This window comes from Nitrosomonas ureae, from assembly GCF_001455205.1.
Classification (GTDB): Bacteria; Pseudomonadota; Gammaproteobacteria; order Burkholderiales; family Nitrosomonadaceae; genus Nitrosomonas; species Nitrosomonas ureae.
This window is the reverse complement of sequence record NZ_CP013341.1, coordinates 848,860-864,448: the sequence shown is the minus strand read 5'-3', so window position 1 is coordinate 864,448 and position 15,589 is coordinate 848,860. Positions and strand designations below refer to the sequence as shown.

Annotated in this window: 17 protein-coding genes; 13 read left to right on the top strand and 4 right to left on the bottom strand. The window is 38.7% G+C overall.

The genetic code is table 11. The features are described 5' to 3' along the window. Window positions 1-262 precede the first annotated feature (262 nt). From ATY38_RS16400 to ATY38_RS04115, 3 genes are all read left to right on the top strand, one after another. Window positions 263-544 (top strand): hypothetical protein, encoded by a 282-nt coding sequence (locus tag ATY38_RS16400; protein ID WP_062558186.1) that lies wholly within the window; start codon window positions 263-265, stop codon window positions 542-544. After that, a complete protein-coding gene (locus ATY38_RS04120) occupies window positions 537-1,019 on the top strand; it encodes a tyrosine-type recombinase/integrase (protein WP_062558185.1) in 483 nt (160 codons plus the stop codon). The genes ATY38_RS16400 and ATY38_RS04120 overlap by 8 nt, the downstream gene beginning before the upstream one ends. Before the next feature lie 71 nt (window positions 1,020-1,090). Then, window positions 1,091-1,834: a MauE/DoxX family redox-associated membrane protein gene (locus ATY38_RS04115; RefSeq protein ID WP_062558184.1), complete on the top strand. Its 744-nt coding sequence runs from the start codon at window positions 1,091-1,093 to the stop codon at window positions 1,832-1,834. Window positions 1,835-1,980: 146 nt separating this feature from the next. Here ATY38_RS04115 and ATY38_RS04110 read toward each other — a convergent pair whose 3' ends face one another. The 3 genes from ATY38_RS04110 to ATY38_RS04100 all read right to left on the bottom strand — a co-directional run bounded on the left by ATY38_RS04110 (window position 1,981) and on the right by ATY38_RS04100 (window position 4,099). After that, a complete protein-coding gene (locus ATY38_RS04110; protein WP_062558183.1) occupies window positions 1,981-2,178 on the bottom strand; it encodes a hypothetical protein in 198 nt (65 codons plus the stop codon). A 746-nt stretch (window positions 2,179-2,924) separates the two neighbouring features. Then, window positions 2,925-3,128 (bottom strand): cold-shock protein, encoded by a 204-nt coding sequence (locus tag ATY38_RS04105; RefSeq protein WP_062558182.1) that lies wholly within the window; start codon window positions 3,126-3,128, stop codon window positions 2,925-2,927. Between the two features lie 572 nt (window positions 3,129-3,700). Next, window positions 3,701-4,099 carry a DUF6328 family protein gene (locus ATY38_RS04100; protein ID WP_256325513.1) on the bottom strand — a complete coding sequence of 133 codons (399 nt, stop codon included), beginning with the start codon at window positions 4,097-4,099 and terminating at the stop codon, window positions 3,701-3,703. A gap of 513 nt (window positions 4,100-4,612) precedes the next feature. Between ATY38_RS04100 and ATY38_RS04095 the strand changes: the two genes are divergently transcribed. Continuing rightward, window positions 4,613-4,873, top strand: coding sequence for a helix-turn-helix domain-containing protein (locus ATY38_RS04095; RefSeq protein WP_235590387.1), 261 nt, complete (start codon window positions 4,613-4,615; stop codon window positions 4,871-4,873). Window positions 4,874-5,119: 246 nt separating this feature from the next. Here the strand turns inward: ATY38_RS04095 and ATY38_RS04090 are convergent, their stop codons facing one another. Next, window positions 5,120-5,359 (bottom strand): hypothetical protein, encoded by a 240-nt coding sequence (locus ATY38_RS04090; protein ID WP_062558180.1) that lies wholly within the window; start codon window positions 5,357-5,359, stop codon window positions 5,120-5,122. A 1,646-nt stretch (window positions 5,360-7,005) separates the two neighbouring features. On the opposite strand from ATY38_RS04090, the gene ATY38_RS04085 reads away from it, so the two are divergent. From ATY38_RS04085 to ATY38_RS04045, 9 genes are all read left to right on the top strand, one after another. Beyond that, window positions 7,006-8,268: a tyrosine-type recombinase/integrase gene (locus tag ATY38_RS04085; protein ID WP_062558179.1), complete on the top strand. Its 1,263-nt coding sequence runs from the start codon at window positions 7,006-7,008 to the stop codon at window positions 8,266-8,268. A gap of 24 nt (window positions 8,269-8,292) precedes the next feature. Continuing rightward, window positions 8,293-8,559: a type II toxin-antitoxin system RelE family toxin gene (locus ATY38_RS04080; protein WP_062558178.1), complete on the top strand. Its 267-nt coding sequence runs from the start codon at window positions 8,293-8,295 to the stop codon at window positions 8,557-8,559. Beyond that, window positions 8,556-8,888, top strand: coding sequence for a helix-turn-helix domain-containing protein (locus ATY38_RS04075; RefSeq protein WP_062558177.1), 333 nt, complete (start codon window positions 8,556-8,558; stop codon window positions 8,886-8,888). The genes ATY38_RS04080 and ATY38_RS04075 overlap by 4 nt, the downstream gene beginning before the upstream one ends. A 306-nt stretch (window positions 8,889-9,194) precedes the next feature. After that, window positions 9,195-9,860, top strand: a complete 666-nt coding sequence (locus ATY38_RS04070) for a hypothetical protein (RefSeq protein ID WP_062558176.1) — start codon at window positions 9,195-9,197, stop codon at window positions 9,858-9,860. 113 nt (window positions 9,861-9,973) lie between these two features. Then, window positions 9,974-10,168 carry a helix-turn-helix transcriptional regulator gene (locus ATY38_RS04065; RefSeq protein WP_062558175.1) on the top strand — a complete coding sequence of 65 codons (195 nt, stop codon included), beginning with the start codon at window positions 9,974-9,976 and terminating at the stop codon, window positions 10,166-10,168. A gap of 7 nt (window positions 10,169-10,175) precedes the next feature. Continuing rightward, window positions 10,176-11,903, top strand: a complete 1,728-nt coding sequence (locus ATY38_RS04060) for a replication endonuclease (protein ID WP_062558174.1) — start codon at window positions 10,176-10,178, stop codon at window positions 11,901-11,903. A 275-nt stretch (window positions 11,904-12,178) separates the two neighbouring features. After that, complete coding sequence (locus ATY38_RS04055) at window positions 12,179-12,667, top strand: TIR domain-containing protein (RefSeq protein ID WP_176767937.1); 489 nt, start codon at window positions 12,179-12,181, stop codon at window positions 12,665-12,667. Continuing rightward, entirely contained in the window at window positions 12,661-13,329 is a 669-nt protein-coding gene (locus ATY38_RS04050) for an Nmad2 family putative nucleotide modification protein (protein WP_062558173.1), read from the top strand. Before ATY38_RS04055 ends, ATY38_RS04050 begins: the two co-directional genes overlap by 7 nt. 101 nt (window positions 13,330-13,430) lie before the next feature. Further along, window positions 13,431-15,446, top strand: a complete 2,016-nt coding sequence (locus tag ATY38_RS04045) for a TIR domain-containing protein (RefSeq protein WP_062558172.1) — start codon at window positions 13,431-13,433, stop codon at window positions 15,444-15,446. Window positions 15,447-15,589: the final 143 nt, after the last annotated feature.

Below are 15,589 nucleotides of genomic sequence, written 5' to 3'. Positions count from 1 at the left end.
TGAGGTAGTTTAGCCTGACACTTTTTGTTGACTATAATACGCCTTTTCCAATTCTGCTTGTGGGATGTTGCCAATCGACTCCAGCAACCGGTAGGAGTTATTCCGAAGTAGTCAGTACGACACTGAAACAAGCCTTTGATGATTTCCTTAACACCCGAAAGAATCTCAAAGAGCGAACGCTTTATGATTACCGATGATTGTTGAAAGTCGCATTTGTCGACTGAAAAAAAAGCAATAGGCAATAATCAACATCAACAAAGATATGGTCAGCAAGCGTCAGAACAAAATCGGTACAGAACGAGGCGAGGGCTATGCCAATCTGCCAATGCATTTTTTACGTGCCTTGTTTAATTTTGCCATCGCGCAATACAAAGATGGCAACGGACATTCAATTTTACGGGAAAACCCCGTGATGCGGCTGACGCAAACACGCGCCTGGTATCGGTTAGATCGGCATCAAATTTCATCAGCTGGCACTTTGGTATCAAGCGGTTATTTCACTCAAGCAAGATCAAAATTCAAGCCAATCCGCTCTGGTGGCTGATTATCTTTTATTTCTCTTATTTACGGGACTAAGACGCCAGGAAGTTGCAGCTCTGAAGTGGTCAGCTATTGATTTGAATGACCTATCTTTCACGTTAAAGGATACTAAAAATAGAGAACCGTTGACACTGCCACTGACTGATTTTATTGTCCAACTGTTGGAAAGTAGAAAAGTTATCAAATATTCTGAATATGTGTTTGCTGGTGATGGAAAGGCTGGGTATTTGATAGAAACTCGCCGTCAGGTGCAGAAAGTTACAGAATTTTCAGGTGTGATTTTCACACTACATGACTTTCGGCGTACTTTTATTACCATAACTGAAAACATTGACATATCAGCCTATGCACTTAAACGCTTAGTAAATCACAAGATGTCCAGCGATGTTACCGCGAGCTATATTGTTAATGATGTAGAGCGTTTAAGGAGGCCCATGGAGCAGATATCCTTAAAACTATTACAGCTCCTCAAAGTTTAAGAAGAAAATAAAATTAACCACTTTTCGGTAGATCAAAGTGCTTCTACATAATATTTTTTGGAAAAAATAAAATGACTATAACTGACCCAAAGAAAGTAAAGCTATATCGTATGGTGATGGCAGATCATATTTGCCCTTATGGTCTTAAATCGAAGGATTTACTTGAACGCAGTGGCTTTGACGTTGAAGACCATCACCTTAAGACACGTGAAGAGACCGATGCTTTCCAGAAAGAGCATAATGTCGAAACAACTCCTCAAACTTGGATCAATGGCAAACGTGTTGGTGGATACGGTGAGTTGCGTGAGTACTTCGATGGAAAAAGTAAGAAAAATGACGAGGCTAACTATCAGCCTGTAATTGCGATATTCTCCGTTTCCTTTCTGTTAGCCATAGCGATGAATTGGAAATTGAATGAGACGATCTTAAATTTTCACATCTTAGAATGGTTTATTTCCTTTGCAATGTGTTTACTTGCAGTTCAGAAGCTACAAGATGTTGAAAATTTCTCTACCATGTTCCTGAACTACGATCTGCTGGCAAGGAAGTGGGTTCGCTACAGTTATCTATATCCTTTTGGTGAATTATTTGCTGGGATCTTGATGATCTCAGGTACGTTATTCTGGATATCCTCTCCCATAGCGCTTTTTATAGGAACTGTGGGTGCAATTTCTGTATTCAAGGCTGTGTATGTTGATAAGAGAGAATTGAAATGCGCTTGCGTCGGCGGTAATAGTAAAGTTCCACTCGGCTTTGTGTCGTTAACAGAAAATTTGATGATGATTGCAATGGGAGTTTGGATGTGGATTAAATAAAATTGGAAAGTATTTATATCTACAATATTCAAAATATCTGTAAATGAATAAATCTCTTTTCCAGGAAGTTGCTTATCTCTTAAATTTACAAAATAAAAAAGGCCGATACTAAAAAATAATATCGGTCTGATCGCGGTGGATATAAATTAGCCCAAAGCTCTGCGAGAATAATATCTTTTATCTTTAAAAGCGCTACTAATTGTGGCTATTACCATATAGCCTGCAAAAAATACTATTCCAACATTCATTCCTTCTAAAAAAATCAAACCAACTGATGCCAAAACACATATCAGAACCAAGCTCAGGGGAATTGCTTTGTTATTGTTAACAAGATTATTACGCATTTTAAAACTCTCCAGAAAAAATTCATAAAAAACATCTGAACAAATTAGAATCAAACTTAACGAAAATTTTACAATAAATTCACAAAAAATTCACATTTATTATCACAGATAATTTCTTAATTTTTCTTAATTGAGTCTTTTTTACAACAATTGCAAGAGAAAAAATAGTTTTTATCGTTGTAGTGATTTTCCGTCATCTCTATATTAATGGATCTGAATCGAGTAATAATGAGCATTCTGAAAGATTGGTAATTTTGATTCGCAAAATAATTTTTAGAAAACCCATCGCTTGTCATCTGGGAAAATTTAATAAAGCTCCACGCAACTTCTCCAGTAAAGAAGTTGTTTTGCGATGACAAAGTAATAATTTTAATGAGAACAAGAAGAATCACATTCTTTCGATGTAAGCGCTATTTTTTGGAAATAGGCCGGTTGGCAAAAGAAAGTATTTCCCGCACAAAAGACTGGCAGGTAAGCTTTTCGCTATTTCCATAGCAACCTGTTCGCTAATTTTGAATCCTGTACTAATCTTTAAAATAGTCAGGAGTGAGTGATTTTATGCATACGTCATTACATTGTTAGACAAGAACTGCTTTTTTTCTGAGCTTTTTAACTACACGAAAATTATGGAATAAAGCACCATAATAACTCGCATACGCTCATACAAAAGCTCACCTTTTAAGGGGGGCGAGCTTTTATTCTATTAATAAACCGCCGGATTGTCTGTACAGACTTTCAAGTTTGAGTTAATTTTCTCTGATGTTTGAAGCTTGCTTGCCTTTTTGACCCTGAGTAATTTCAAATGAAACTTTTTGACCTTCCTTCAGAGTCTTAAATCCATTTGAACTAATTGCTGAAAAGTGTGCAAATAAATCTTCTTTCCCATCATCAGGAGTAATAAAACCAAAACCTTTGGAATCGTTGAACCATTTAACTGTACCTGTTGCCATTGCATATCATCCTTTCATAATTATTGGGAAAGCTCCCAACGTGCTATTTGTATCTAAGATTGCGCATGGAAACCAGTACAGCAAAACTTGAACAAATTCTATTTGCCTATCAAGGCGTTATCTCGGATAAATGTGAATTTTAATTATCCGTATTCTTTCTAACTCTATCTGCCTCATCATCTAATCTATCTGCGGTATCCTCGGCATATTTTCTAATTTGTTTAGCTTCTTCTTCTTTTCTATCGGCTATGGCCTCTCCTGCTCGCTCAGTGGCTTTTTTGTTTTCTTTATCTTCTTGTCTGATTTGATCAGCCCTATCTTCTAAAAGATCAGCTTCTTTTTCTGCTCTATCACTTGCAGAGCATGCAATTAATCCAAATACGATTAAAAATATACAGATTATTGGCAGATGGGTATTTCTGATATATTCATTAGCATATCCTAATTAAAATTATCTGAGATTATTAAAATACCGTCTAATTTTCATGAGCGACGTTAATAAGACTAATTTTATTAATTCACTAAGTCTGTTAGCCAGCATACAAACTTGACAAATTTTAGAATAAATAATGTTATCTTGAGTGAGATAATATGTGCCAAACGAAGATGAATAATATGGTTAATAAGGATGCCAGAAGCAAAGCAATAGAATTGCTTATAATAATTTGTGCAATTAAATAAACATCAATGCAAAATGCGATTATAAGAAGCAGCATTCCAAATAATAATAATTTAGAGGCAATTTTTAAAAACTCTTCTTTTACTTTATGTGATCCAGTTTGCCTATGATAAGCAGCGGGAGTCATAACAGAAGCAATAGAAAACGTGGTTAAGATTAAGGCAGATAGATGAAGTTTCAGATTAAAATCAGAAAGTAATAATGTGAAGCCAGAATTAAAAACTGCAATAAACTGAAAGCCGAATAATGCCTGAATGCCTGGTAACACCACCCGGTATTCATTTAAAAGAATTCAGCAGATTTCGTAAATGAAACATTTTCTTCGCTTTCAGTTATTTTCTTAATCTCCATATTCATTATTTTTATATAGCACCATGTTTAATTCTTTGAATAGCAAAGAGGTAGTTTATCTTATTCAAGTAAATGATTGTTCAAATTGATTTGTTAGTCGTATCCTTCACCGTTGCACGTTCTTCTAAGAAATTAAATTGCTTGAATATAATATTTTATAATGTGTAAGCCTTACAGTTTATTGATACGGTCTCAAGCCAAAAAGAAACTGCAGAGCTGCCCAGATCAGATCGATTCAGAATCGCTGAGAAACTAGAGCAGCTTGGCCATAATCCTGATGATAGCTCGGTAGATATCAAAAAGCTTGAAGGTGAGCCGTGCAGTAGGTAACTGGCGTATTATTTTTGAACGGCATGATGTCATTAAAATTATTGCCGTTGAAAAAATCAAACCAAGAGGAGATACTTGCAAATGACACTTCAGAAAATAAAATCTGTTCAAGGTAAAGATGAATATGTTTTGTTACCGAGCGGTTTATCGCACACTGAAAGATCAGATTGAAAAAGAGTTGGCTGTTTTTAAAGCCGATCAGAATACGGAGCAAGCTTATGTTCCATTTGCTCTTGAAGATTATGTGGATAATCCTATGGCTTTGGCCCGCACTAAAGCAGATATTACCCAAGAGCAACGTACGCAGCGAATGGGCGTCAGTCAAGCCTATGTGAGTCAGATTGAGTGCCGTAGCAACAAACTCATAAAATGCTTGAACGTGTAAGTAATGCTATTCACGAAGTGTGTAGTCCCAGTTGAAACCTATTGGGTTTTAACGGATGCTTTGTTCTTGGGGTGTGCGTAATTCTTTCCAGACCGTTTTCAAAAAATGATCAGTGATAAAGACATTTATGAAAATCAATTGAACAAATATCAAAACTATTCCGGCAAAAAATTTCATATCCCTTCGTTTCTAAATAGAAAAAGGCCAATGTATAATAACATTGACCTTCTATTAGCCTAAGAAAATTTAGGCATTAATTTTATGCTGAGAAACCTGTGCTTTTTTAGATATGCTGGCAAATACAAGATAGCCTATAAAAAATAGAGTCCCTAAAACGATATCAGCTTCTATCCAACTTACTTCAGTTTGCATTACTGTAAATGAAGGTGAATCTCCAACCATCATAAGACCAATTAGAGGAACAATGACAAATAAAACGAAAGTAATTTTTGCGGCTGTGAAAATAGTATTCTGACTTTTATTCATGTGAATCTCCTGGTTGGATGTATATCAATGCTATCTTAAAGGGGGCTTGTTATATCTAAGATAACATACTTCACAAAAAGTTCACAATATATTTATGAAATATTCACAACTGTTGATTTGCCTATAAGGATTAATAAGGGATTTTCTTTCTACTTAATGAATGAATTGAGCTTTGAGTGGTGGCAATCTTTTAAGAGCGGCAAATCATCTTAGCAAAAAACCGTTCTCAAGAACGGCAACTCATTAGCCGTCAATTGAAGGTATTCAATTATCACTGCAAATGACCTGCTATGTTTCTTGATGATAATCCAGATTATCAAACTGTCTGGCAATTAGCTCATAATTGGGCAAATGCCGATCCAAACGAAACAGATACAGACGCGATTTCACCAAGCTTAGAGAACACATTATTCGGCTAATCTCATTAAGATCCACCGATTTGTTGGATGCCAAAATATCTACCTGATGGGCAAATAATTACTAGGGAAGCTAAAAACTACCGACCCGCAAATGAAATAGAAGATAGGATTCGTTGCCAAGCAATAGCCAGCACATTATAGGAATTTGATTCCGATATCCATCCTAATCATATTGCCAGATATAAAATATTGCAGCGAATTGGCAACGGCGCTCAATATGACTTAAGTACAATCACTGAATCGATTTCCGAGCTTGATCCGCAAAAAGATTATAGAAAACCAGGGCGTCCGCCTAAAGCAGAGTACTCGATAAAATTTGAAATAACCCTTAAGTCGAAAAAATAGCTATTTTGTTTTCATTTAACAGATGCAAGCTGAGGTTCGCCAAAACGTTTTCCTGATAAGGCTTTAGGAAGCTTAATGCTTATTGATTGGCAAGTTAAAATATCCTTCAGTCCCTAACCCTTTTTTATTTTTATGCGGGTTGCAGCAGTATTGATTCCGTATTAACAACTCACGGAGTCAACCGAGTTTGAGGCGCTGTTGAGCGAAATGAAGCCTTCTAGGGATATTCTCTTCCTGGTCGCCGAGTTTTTACCGATCTGTGGAATGCGCGGCGTAATGACGCAAAACAGGAAGCAGAAGCTATTCGACGGAATCTTATTCAGATTGAGCGCAAAACTGAACAATTCTTAGACCGCATTGCGGAAGCTGATAATTCGATCTTGATTACGGCTTGTGAGAAGAAAATACGCCAACTGGAAGAAGAAAAAATCGAAATTGATGAAAAAATAGCAAAATGTGGTCGTCCACTGCAATCTTTCGATGAAACATTTAGAACCGCCTTCTCATTTCTATAAAACCCGCAGAAACTATGGGTTTCTGATAGGTTAGAACATAGAAGAACCGTACTAAAGCTCGCTTTTAGTGAACGGCTTCAATACTGCCGAAATGAAGGGTTTAGAACCCCTGAAAAGTCGCCCCCATTCTCGCTTTTAGAGCAGAACTGCATGGGTAACAAAGGAATGGTGCTGTTGAGAGGAGTCGAACCTCCGACCTACTGATTACGAATTCTAAAATGTACTGTTTCACATTGTTTTAATATTTTTGAATAATATTTAATCTCATTGTTTTGTATTGATTTTATATAGTATGTTGTTTTAAACTCTTATCTATGGTTTGACGCCTGCTGTCTACATAGTGTCTACATGAAAGGAGATTAAAGCAATGACTACACCTCAAATACTCCCGCACAAAATTACAAAATCCTATGTAGACAAATTGTCTACACCAGAAACTGGCCAAGCCTTTGTGCGTGATTCAGAGTTGAGAGGCTTTGCAGTGCGTATCACCGCATCCGGTTCAAAATCTTTTATCCTTGAAAAGCGCATTGATGGCAAAGTGAAGCGATTAACCCTAGGTCGTTATCCCGAGTTAACCGTTGAGCAAGCCAGAAAAGAAGCGCATAAATTACTAGGTCATATTGCTGTGGGTCGTAATCCGACTGCGGAGAAGAAACAAGAGACTCTGCAACGCACGACATTGAAACAAGCTTTTGATGATTTCGTTAAAATCAGAAAGAATCTCAAAGAGAGAACGCTCTATGATTACAGAAGATTGATGAAAGTCGCATTTGCTGATTGGCAGGAAAAAGCGATGATCGGCATTAGCAAAGATATGGTTACTAAACGCCATAGCAAAATTGGCACAGAAAGAGGAGAAGCCTATGCAAATCTGTCTATGCGGTTTTTGCGAGCATTGTTCAATTTTGCTATTGCACAATATGAAGATGGTAGTGGGCATTCAGTTTTGCGGGAAAATCCCGTAATGCGCTTGACTCAAACTCGTGCGTGGTATCGGGTAGATCGTCGCCAGACCGTTATCAAACCTCATCAACTTTCCCTTTGGTATGAATCTGTTATGTCACTCAAACAAGATCCGATATCCAGCCAGTCTGCAATGGTGGCTGATTATCTCTTATTCCTTTTATTTACAGGTTTGAGGCGTCAGGAAGCTGCAACGCTGAAATGGTCAGATATTGATTTGAATGATCGATCTTTCACATTAACCGATACCAAGAATCGAGAGCCTTTGACGCTGCCGCTAACCGATTTTGTTTTCAATTTGCTGCAAAATAGAAAGACTGCAACAGATTCTGAATATGTTTTTGCTGGGGATGGTAAAGCGGGATATTTGATTGAACCACGCAGCCAAGTACAGAAAGTAATTAAATTATCCGGGGTATCGTTCACGCTTCACGATCTACGGCGTACTTTTATCACAGTTGCAGAGAGTATTGATATATCCGCTTATGCACTTAAACGACTGGTGAATCATAAAATGACTAACGATGTGACGGCTGGTTATATTGTCAGCGATGTAGAGCGTCTAAGAAAACCTATGGAGCAGATATCTATTCAGCTATGGCGATACTTTAAAGTGAGTGAAGAAAAGAAAGTATTGCAACTTCCCATACATCAGAACGCTTGAATATAACATTTAATAACTTATAATATGTGTAAACCTTACAGTTTATTGATACGGTCTCAAGCCAAGAAGAAACTGCAAAGTTTGTCTAGATCAGATCGATTTAGGATCGCTGAGAAGCTAGAGCAGCTTGGCCGTAATCCTGATGATAGTTCGCTAGATATCAAAAAGCTTGAAGGTGAACCGTACTTTCGATTAAGAGTTGGTAACTGGCGTATTATTTTTGAGCGGCATGATGTCGTTAAGATTATTGCCGTTGAAAAAATCAAACCGCGTGGAGACGCTTACAAATGACGCTACAGAAGATTAAATCCATACACGGTAAAGATGAATATGTATTATTACCTATGGCGGTTTATCGCGCTCTAAAAGATCAAATTGAAAAAGAACTGGCTACCTGTGAGGTTGGTGAGGATGCTGAACAACCCTATGAACCGTTTGTTCTTGAAGATTACGTTGATAATCCTGTGGCTTTGGCGCGCATTAAAGCAGGTATTACCCAAGAGCAACTTGCACTACGAATGGGTGTCAGCCAAGCCTATGTTAGCCAGATTGAGCGTCGCAGTAATATAACCAGTAAAATGCTTGAACGGGTGCATTCAGCTATCCATAATGTTGACTAATGCTTGTCGTGTTCTGCTCAATCCTTAATGCCACCGCGAAGCGGCTTGCCCTTGACAGGCTGCCGCTACCCAAGAAAATATTGATGAAGGATTGAAGCTTTCTCGTCTTTAGATTCCTGTAGATCTCACATAGCAACGCATTTACTTATTGCCGACTAAATCACAAAACTGCAATCCTTCATGCAAAACCGAACTTCGGGTGGCGGCAGCTTGTCAAGGGTGGCAGATTCTAGCATTCGCAAATCTCCTCAAGCATGCAAATTATTTGTCCGTCAAATGAGTTTATTTCTCATAGGATGATCTGCCATGCATGTAGAAAACAATCCCGATTTCAAAACCGTCTGGCAACTGGCACACGACTGGGTCGGTGAAAAACCCGATCAAACCGATCCCCACGCAATTTCATCAGAATTAAGGATTGCAATTGATCGCTTAATCCGGGCAATGGGCAGCAAAGAAATTTCCGCTAGGTGGAAGGGTTATAAAATCTTTATCGATGATTCATTCCTCTCATTTATATTTGATTTCTGGCATACCATAAAATTTTACCAATGGCTCATGCATAATAAATTTAGTAAAGATTACTTGGATAATCTCTATGTAAAACGAAATGAAGTCATTACTTGGTGCGACAAAGTTGCCTTACTTGATCCTCCACCTTGCTGGTCACCTAAGACATACACGGCAATTGATCCTGTAATTAGTGATCAGGTAGATCCTGATGATGAAAACAATAGTTGGTACGAAAGAATAACAGAGCGACGCAGGCAACGAGTAGTTTGTATCGAATTGGCTAAACAATTATGGGAAAAGAATCCGGACTTGAATTATGAAGAAATGCAAAAGCATCCCATCATGCAAGAATTTGGCTATTCGTCTACTTTTTCTTCTAAATCATTTAGAAATTTAGTGCGAACTGTCGCGTCAGATTCGGCACAATCTCCTGGAGCGCCAACAAAATCAAAGGATTAAAAAATCGGAATCATTCTTAAAAAAATAGGTAGGTTTCTATTTTTTTAGCATCTTTTATTAATCCGTCACTTGTCGCAAATTGACTTCGTATTCATCAACTCACGGAGTCAACCATGCAAAACCCTTTACTCACTACTAAACAAGCTGCACAAATCTTAGGCGTAAGTATCGCATTCCTGGAACGCGACCGCTGGGCAGGGGCGCGGGTTCCTTTCGTCAAAATAGGTTCGCGGGCAGTTCGCTATCGCCATAGCGATCTGCTCGCTTATATTGAATCTTGCACTCATTATTCAACTAGCGAGTACTGAGGTGTGTATGCACACGTCAGTACATGACAGTCAGAAATTGTTTAGTCCCAGTGAACGCATCGCCGAGAGCATATTAAGTTTACTCGATGAACCGGATGGCAATGATAAACGCTGGCGCGCGCCGATATTCCGGCAATTGCCGAAGCGCTTCGGCAAAATCGTTGCCCACGATTACAAGGAGACTTATATCTTTGACGGCAGGCAAAGCGCCAATCATGGTTTGCTTAATGCCTACGGATCGATCACGAAAAACAGCATTGCACTCAATGCCAGCGATGACCACCTGAAAGATTTGGCGAAAAATATCGTCAAGGAAATGCAGCAAATCAGTCGCATTTATTTGAAGCTGGAACATGCCGTTTCCTCTATGCTGCATCGAACACAAAAGTATGAAATCGACCGATCATCGCTCGAAGATAGAGATATTACGGTTACCGGCATCTATACCCGCCTGACTGATGAAACCTGGTGGTTGCAGCGACTGCGCAAAATTCATGCGCAAAAGCTGGAACAGGATGCTATCCGCTTAGGACTAGTGCATCAACGCGCCGGCCGCTATGTCAGCGATGAAACACTGACAAGACGAAGAGAGCAGAAGAAGCGCATCCGCCGCGTTCTTGATGGATTGTTGGCAACCAACGAACTCGGCCAGTGCTTTACGTTAAGTGAGCTGTCAGAACTGGGTCTAGCCAATCCATATATCCGGCGCAGCGAATTGATGGTGCGCATTTCCGGGTTTGAATACATCGCCAATGAACTGGGACATATTGGTGAATTCTATACCATCACTTGCCCATCCAGAATGCATGCCCGGCATTCCGGCAGCGGTGAACGTAACTCCAAATATGACGGCACTACGCCAAAGCAAGCGCAAAAGTACTTGAACCAAGTCTGGTCAAGAATTCGCGCCAAACTCAAACGCGACAATCTTCCTGTGTACGGTTTCCGCATTGCTGAACCACAGCACGATGGCACGCCGCATTGGCACTTATTGCTATTCATGCCGCCTGAACAAACCGCAGGAGTGAGAACTATCATGCAACATTATGCCTTGCAAACCGATGGTGCTGAACCCGGTGCAAAAATTCACCGTTTCAACGCAACCCCCATTGATAAAAGCAAAGGCAGCGCCGTCGGTTATATCGCCAAATACATCTCAAAAAACATCGACGGTCACGGCCTGGAACAAGATATTGACGGCAGCCCAATACAAGAAGCGGCTGAGCGGGTGGAAGCCTGGGCGTCAACCTGGGGCATCCGGCAATTCCAGCAAATTGGCGGCGCACCTGTCAGTATTTGGCGAGAACTCAGAAGAATTCACAATGCGCCAGAAGGTATTCTGGAACAAGCCCAGCAAGCAGCCGACCAAAACAAATGGTGGCAATTCATTCAATTAATGGGCGGCGTGACTTCCAAACGCAAAGATAATCCTATCAAACTGATGAAAATAGACTCGAAAGAACGGGGCAAGTATGGCGACCCAATAGGCAAGAAAATCTCCGGTGTTGAGACTGATACCATTCAGCTACCGACACGCTGGCATCAATGGCGGTTTGAGAAAATTACAGTTGATACAGAATCAACTGAACGGCGAAGCGCAAAGCGCCTGAGCGGGAGCGACAACGGCAGCGACCGCGAGGCCGTATTTGCGGCGCAGCCGCCTTGGAGTTCTGTTAATAACTGTACGAAATATAATAATGCTACAGATATAAATTCGATTGAATTCAATATATGATTGCAAAAACAGCTAATAATATAAAAATATGTCGTTGTGAGCAGTTAGAACTGAAGACTAAAACCTTGCTCCATGGCTTTTAAAAACTTTAATGCCTTGCTTGTGATTTACTTGTGATTTAAAACCAACATTAGGTGCGTGAAATATAATGTCAGTAAACACTGCAACTAATCATGAAAAATGAGAAGACTCCATGCAATGAATTTTTCATCTCATACATTAATAATGTTGAAAGATACCTCTTTAATAAAACAGCCCAATAATGGAGTGAGGGAATGCCGGATATAATTAAAAACGTATTTGTTAGCCACCATCATAAAGATGATGCTAGTGTTGACGGACTTACGGGCATTCTATCAAAGAAGGGATATCATTTAAGAAATAGTTCGATCAGAGTTAAACCAGCAAATCAGAAGAGGCTTGATCAAAAAAAGATTAGTGATCGCACGATTGAGCGTCTTTTGCGGATGAAGATGCGATGGGCTAGTCAGGTGATAGTTGTAATCGGGAAAGAGACTCATACAAGATCATGGGTGGACTGGGAAATAAAAGCGGCTCATCAACTTGGGAAGCCAATAATTGGTGTTTATGAAAATGGTCTAAAGGATCAGGTTGAAATCCCTACAAACTTGCGAAAATATGCTACTTCCATAGTTGGTTGGAGAGGTGATTCAATTATTGATGCTCTAAGCGGTAAAAGCTTATTTCAAAATCCCGATGGAACGCCATCACCTAAGAAAAATGGCGGAAATGTAATATGCTGATAGAAACAAATTCAAATTTGTATACATATGTTATTACAAGAGATTTAGGTTTTGCACCAAACCCTTTTCACGGCCTGTGTACATTAGCCACATGTAAACCGGGTATACGCAAGGCTGCGAAAGTTGGCGATTGGATTTTAGGTATTGGAGGAGCTGAGCTCAAATCTGTTAAAAGAAAATGTATATTTTTGATGAAGGTATCAGAAAAAATTTCCTTTCAAGATTACTGGGATAATTTTAATTATAATCTAAAAAAACCAGTACGTAATGGAAGTCAGGTGCAGATGTTGGGAGATAATATATACCATCGAGATAAAAGTGATGAATGGCTACAAGAAGATTCCCATCATAGCAAACCAGATGGCACTCCGAATTTCGAAAATTTAGTTCGAGATACTGGAAGATGTGATCAAATGTTAATTTCAAATTATTTTTTTTATTTTGGAAGTGAAGCAATCAACGTAGATCTGGATTCAATTGTGTTTGGGAATGTTCGTAATTTTAAGAAAACAATTCTTTCTGATTCCGTGAAAGGCCGAGAATTGATTAACTCAATATTTCAAAAAAATAAAAATAGAAGAAATTTAATTATTTCAGATCCATATCATTTTATGGATTCCCATAAACGTGTTGATCAACGCAGCGGCAAGCTTTCGGAATAAGCGAAAGTTTATCCTTCAATTGAGGGCTGGGACAGCTAAATGTTGTACTAAGTTTAGGATTTTGAATTAAATCAAAATATAGGGATTCGGATAAGCTATTAATGAGCAAAATATTTTCTCCGCCTTTAGCAGTTTTCTTCGTCTGGAACCCTTTAGATGCTGGCATGGTTAATCCTATTCTAGATGCAGTTCGAAAGAATTTTGGGCGTGATAAGGTTAAACCTTTCTCAAGAGGATTGAACATACCATTATTCTTTTTTAGCTCACAAAATTGTAATGACATTCCAAATAATGTTCCAAAGCCAATTGCCGAGAGGAACGTCGTATTTATTTTTACAAGTGTTAATACTATAGGACGCCCAAATTGGTCGAACTATATAGAAAATTTTCCAATATCAAATGACATTAAAATCGTTCCAGTTGCAACAGATAAAATTGGACTTACACATAGTGGCACGCTTCTCGGCGTGAATTGCATTCGATCTTATGATTGGGGGAGCGAGAATAAAGAGTATCATGCAATAGTCTCACTAGCACACGAGATTTACCGATTTGGCTTCTCATCAATTAATTATGAAGAGGCAGGTAAAGAATCATCGGTGAATATATTTCTAAGCCATGCAAAGGCGGATGAAACAGGCCTGTCACATGCTGAGGAAATAAAACGAATCATAGATAATACAAATATGAATCATTTTTTTGACACGACTGAAATCTCGCCAGGCTATCTTTTTGGTAGTGAAATTGAAAAATACATAGTCAATTCTACATTGCTAGTTATTGAAAGCGACGAGTACTCTTCTCGCTATTGGTGTCAACGTGAAATTTTAACTGCAAAACGCCTTAATCGACCGATTGTCGTTATGAATTGCCTTGACGATTATGAAGATCGTATCTTTCCTGCAGCCTCTAATGTTCCTAGGGTGCACGTTTCTGCTGGTACCCCTTTAAATGAAAAGGATGCACTACGTGTTCTATCTGTCACTATAATTGAGACAATTCGTCATTGCCATTCAATGCGCTGTCTCGAAATGTATAGATCCGAAGGATGGATTGATAAAGACAGCGAACTAATCGCTCGTCCTCCTGAAATTCGTCAGGTGCTTGCTTTGAAAAGGAAAGGGAAGAGAAAAATATGCTATCCAGAACCGCCAATTTATTCTGATGAAGCAGATTGGCATCAGCAATTGGAGGTCGATAGTTTTACTCCTCTCTGGAATGTTTCCGAACAAAATAACCTTGCTTCAGTGAGAGTAGGTATCTCAATCTCAGATGGTTCAGAAAATGGTTATCATATAAACCACATACATTCAGATTATCTGGTTTCATTAGCACAAGACCTATCAAGACATTTGTTAGCGCGCTCTGCAACACTATTATATGGAGGAGACTTACGACCTAATGGATTTACAGAATTTATTCTTAATGAGGCTGCAATCTTAAAAGAGCGAGTTAATAGAGAGTTACCTTTCATAGAAAATCATTTGGCTTGTCCATCATTGTATGTCTCCGACCAAGAAATCGTAGAATGGAGAGCTCGCTATCGTCAGATTATGCATACAAAAGTATATGACATTCCTGATGATATAGCTAACGGGACATCCAAATATTCATTTTTACCGTCCGATACTACTCAAAACTCATATATTTGGTCTAGATGTTTGACCCAAATGCGAGAGAAGTCAATTTCTTCTTCAACACATAGAGTTTGTGTAGGCGGAAAACTCTCTGGTTACACGGGGAAAATGCCTGGTGTTTTAGAAGAAATAGTCATAGCATTCGGTACTAAAAAACCTCTTTTCTTGCTAGGAGCATTCGGTGGAGTTGTAAGTGAAGTTTGCAAAGTCATATTAAATAACAAAGTGCCAGAATCACTTACCGAAGATTGGCAAATATTACACAATGCTGGTTACAAAGATCTACAAGATCTAGCACGTTCATATGGACAGGACTGTAACTATGAAATAATTGTAAAAAACATAGCTCAACTCAAAGTACCAGAGCTGTCAACACGAGCTGGTCTTGAAGAGTTTGAATATTTGAGATTGATGTCGTCTCCTTTCATTGACGAGTGTATATATTTAATTTTAAAAGGACTATCAAAGTCAATTACTTAAGAAAGAGGTTATATAAGTTTTTGTTTCAATGTAGAGTTTAAATACCGTTATTCCATATATAGATAAATTCGTACTTAGATGCTAGGGTCTGTTGACGTTTTGAGATAAGTATTTAATAGATAGAAACAAACTCGTAATATTGG

Bases quoted from the DNA above. Each gene is read 5' to 3' on its own strand.
- ATY38_RS16400 (WP_062558186.1), top strand. From the start codon at position 263: ATGGTCAGCAAGCGTCAGAACAAAATCGGTACAGAACGAGGCGAGGGC.
- ATY38_RS04115 (WP_062558184.1), top strand. From the start codon at position 1,091: ATGACTATAACTGACCCAAAGAAAGTAAAGCTATATCGTATGGTGATG.
- ATY38_RS04110 (WP_062558183.1), bottom strand. From the start codon at position 2,178: ATGCGTAATAATCTTGTTAACAATAACAAAGCAATTCCCCTGAGCTTG.
- ATY38_RS04105 (WP_062558182.1), bottom strand. From the start codon at position 3,128: ATGGCAACAGGTACAGTTAAATGGTTCAACGATTCCAAAGGTTTTGGT.
- ATY38_RS04095 (WP_235590387.1), top strand. From the start codon at position 4,613: ATGTTTTGTTACCGAGCGGTTTATCGCACACTGAAAGATCAGATTGAA.
- ATY38_RS04090 (WP_062558180.1), bottom strand. From the start codon at position 5,359: ATGAATAAAAGTCAGAATACTATTTTCACAGCCGCAAAAATTACTTTC.
- ATY38_RS04085 (WP_062558179.1), top strand. From the start codon at position 7,006: ATGACTACACCTCAAATACTCCCGCACAAAATTACAAAATCCTATGTA.
- ATY38_RS04080 (WP_062558178.1), top strand. From the start codon at position 8,293: ATGTGTAAACCTTACAGTTTATTGATACGGTCTCAAGCCAAGAAGAAA.
- ATY38_RS04075 (WP_062558177.1), top strand. From the start codon at position 8,556: ATGACGCTACAGAAGATTAAATCCATACACGGTAAAGATGAATATGTA.
- ATY38_RS04070 (WP_062558176.1), top strand. From the start codon at position 9,195: ATGCATGTAGAAAACAATCCCGATTTCAAAACCGTCTGGCAACTGGCA.
- ATY38_RS04065 (WP_062558175.1), top strand. From the start codon at position 9,974: ATGCAAAACCCTTTACTCACTACTAAACAAGCTGCACAAATCTTAGGC.
- ATY38_RS04060 (WP_062558174.1), top strand. From the start codon at position 10,176: ATGCACACGTCAGTACATGACAGTCAGAAATTGTTTAGTCCCAGTGAA.
- ATY38_RS04055 (WP_176767937.1), top strand. From the start codon at position 12,179: ATGCCGGATATAATTAAAAACGTATTTGTTAGCCACCATCATAAAGAT.
- ATY38_RS04050 (WP_062558173.1), top strand. From the start codon at position 12,661: ATGCTGATAGAAACAAATTCAAATTTGTATACATATGTTATTACAAGA.
- ATY38_RS04045 (WP_062558172.1), top strand. From the start codon at position 13,431: ATGAGCAAAATATTTTCTCCGCCTTTAGCAGTTTTCTTCGTCTGGAAC.